This window comes from Hymenobacter psychrotolerans DSM 18569, from assembly GCF_900142395.1.
Lineage (GTDB): Bacteria > Bacteroidota > Bacteroidia > Cytophagales > Hymenobacteraceae > Hymenobacter > Hymenobacter psychrotolerans.
The window spans coordinates 1-2,143 of the sequence record NZ_FRAS01000060.1 but is presented as its reverse complement, the minus strand read 5'-3'; the positions used below and the strand labels follow the sequence as shown (position 1 = coordinate 2,143).

At 60.9% G+C, this 2,143-nt stretch carries 1 protein-coding gene; it reads left to right on the top strand.

The genetic code is table 11. The features are described 5' to 3' along the window. Positions 1-164 precede the first annotated feature (164 nt). Complete coding sequence (gene kdpB, locus BUE15_RS21195; RefSeq protein ID WP_084549240.1) at positions 165-2,102, top strand: potassium-transporting ATPase subunit KdpB; 1,938 nt, start codon at positions 165-167, stop codon at positions 2,100-2,102. Positions 2,103-2,143: the final 41 nt, after the last annotated feature.

Genomic DNA, 2,143 nt, shown 5'->3' with positions numbered 1-2,143 from the left:
GTTGTGCGGGCGCTGCCGTGAAGTATCTGTCCCATAAAAGCGTGCGAAATTCCAGATCGAAAAATACACCATCACTCCCTGGGACTATACAACTAGTATTCTGGCAATGAGACGAGTTCAGGCACGTCCGCAACTCGTTTCAATCTCTTTCTTCTCAACTTTCAATGTCTACTAAATCTCAATCTCTCTTTCAACCCGCGCTGGTGTCGGAGGCCGTGAAACAGGCTTTCGTGAAGCTTGATCCGCGCATCATGTTCCGCAACCCGGTGATGTTCACCGTGGAAATCGGGACGGTGGTGATGCTGCTCGTGACGCTGGGGCTGCTGGTGAAGCCCGATGCCGCCCAGGGCTCGTTCGGCTACAACTTCACCGTGTTTGTGGTGCTGTTTCTGACCTTGCTGTTCGCCAACTTCGCCGAGGCCATTGCCGAGGCCCGCGGCAAGGCCCAGGCCGAAAGCCTGCGCAAAACCCGCGAGGAAACGCCCGCCCGCGTACTCGACGCCAACGGCCAAGAGTCGTCGGTATCGTCGTCGCAGCTCCAGAAAGGCCAGATTTTCCTGGTGGAAGCTGGTGAAATCATTCCTACTGATGGCGAGATTATTGAGGGCCTGGCCACCATTGATGAGTCGGCCATTACGGGCGAATCGGCCCCGGTGATTCGGGAGGCCGGCGGCGATAAATCCAGCGTGACGGGCGGTACCAAGGTGCTGTCGGACCGCATTAAAGTGGTGGTGACGACGGCCCCCGGCGAGTCGTTTCTGGATAAGATGATTGCTCTGGTGGAAGGCGCTTCGCGGCAGAAAACGCCCAACGAAATTGCCCTCACCATTCTGCTGGCCGGGTTTACGCTGGTGTTTGTACTAGTGTGCGTAACCTTGGCACCGTTTGCCGAATACTCCAATACGCCCATTGCCATTTCGGCCTTCATTGCCCTGTTTGTGTGCCTGATTCCGACTACCATCGGCGGGCTGCTCTCAGCCATCGGCATTGCGGGCATGGACCGCGCCCTGCGCGCCAACGTCATCACCAAAAGCGGCAAAGCCGTGGAAACGGCCGGCGACATCGACGTGCTGCTGCTTGACAAAACCGGGACCATCACCATCGGCAACCGCAAAGCCACCCACTTCTGGCCCGCCCCCGGCATCACGGAGGCCCAGATGGTAGAGGCCGCCACCCTGGCCTCGCTCACCGACGAAACGCCCGAGGGCAAGAGCATTGTGGAGCTGGCCGGCGAAACCCGCCGCTCCGACGTGGCCGGCCTGCGCACCCGCCTGCAAGGGGCCGAGCTGATTAAGTTCACGGCCGAAACCCGCAGCTCCGGGGTCACGCTGGCCGACGGGCAGCGCATCCGCAAGGGCGCTTCGGATGCCATCCGGCAGCTGGCCGTGAAAGCCAACCAGCCTTTCCCCCAGGAAACCACCCGGCGCGTGGAAGCCATTGCCAGCAACGGCGGCACCCCGCTGGTGGTCAGCCAGAACGACCAGGTGCTGGGCGTGGTGGAGCTGCAGGACATCATCAAGCCCGGCATTCAGGAGCGGTTTGAGCGCCTGCGCAACATGGGCATCAAGACGGTGATGGTAACCGGCGACAACCCGCTCACGGCCAAGTTTATTGCCTCAACAGCCGGCGTGGATGACTTCATTGCCGAGGCCAAGCCCGAGGACAAGATGACCTACATCCGCCGCGAGCAGCAGCAGGGCAAGCTGGTGGCCATGATGGGCGACGGCACCAACGACGCCCCCGCCCTGGCCCAGGCCGACGTGGGAGTAGCCATGAACTCGGGCACCCAGGCCGCCAAGGAGGCTGGCAACATGGTGGACCTCGACAACGACCCCACCAAGCTCATCGAGGTGGTGGAAATCGGGAAGCAGCTGCTGATGACGCGCGGCACGCTCACCACCTTCAGCATTGCCAACGACGTAGCCAAGTACTTCGCCATTGTGCCCGCGCTGTTCATGGTGGCCATTCCGGCCCTGGGCGCGCTCAACATCATGGGCCTGAAGTCGCCGCAGTCGGCCATCCTTTCGGCCGTCATTTTCAACGCCGTAATTAGACCTAATTCGGAAAAGGTGGCTAAGTTAATCCGCGAGGAGCAGCCGTAGATTTGGGCATGGATTACCGTGCCTTACGCGAGCGGCCCCGG

What these genes read in the sequence shown, in the direction of transcription:
- kdpB (WP_084549240.1), top strand. Translation starts at nt 165, where the DNA reads ATGTCTACTAAATCTCAATCTCTCTTTCAACCCGCGCTGGTGTCGGAG.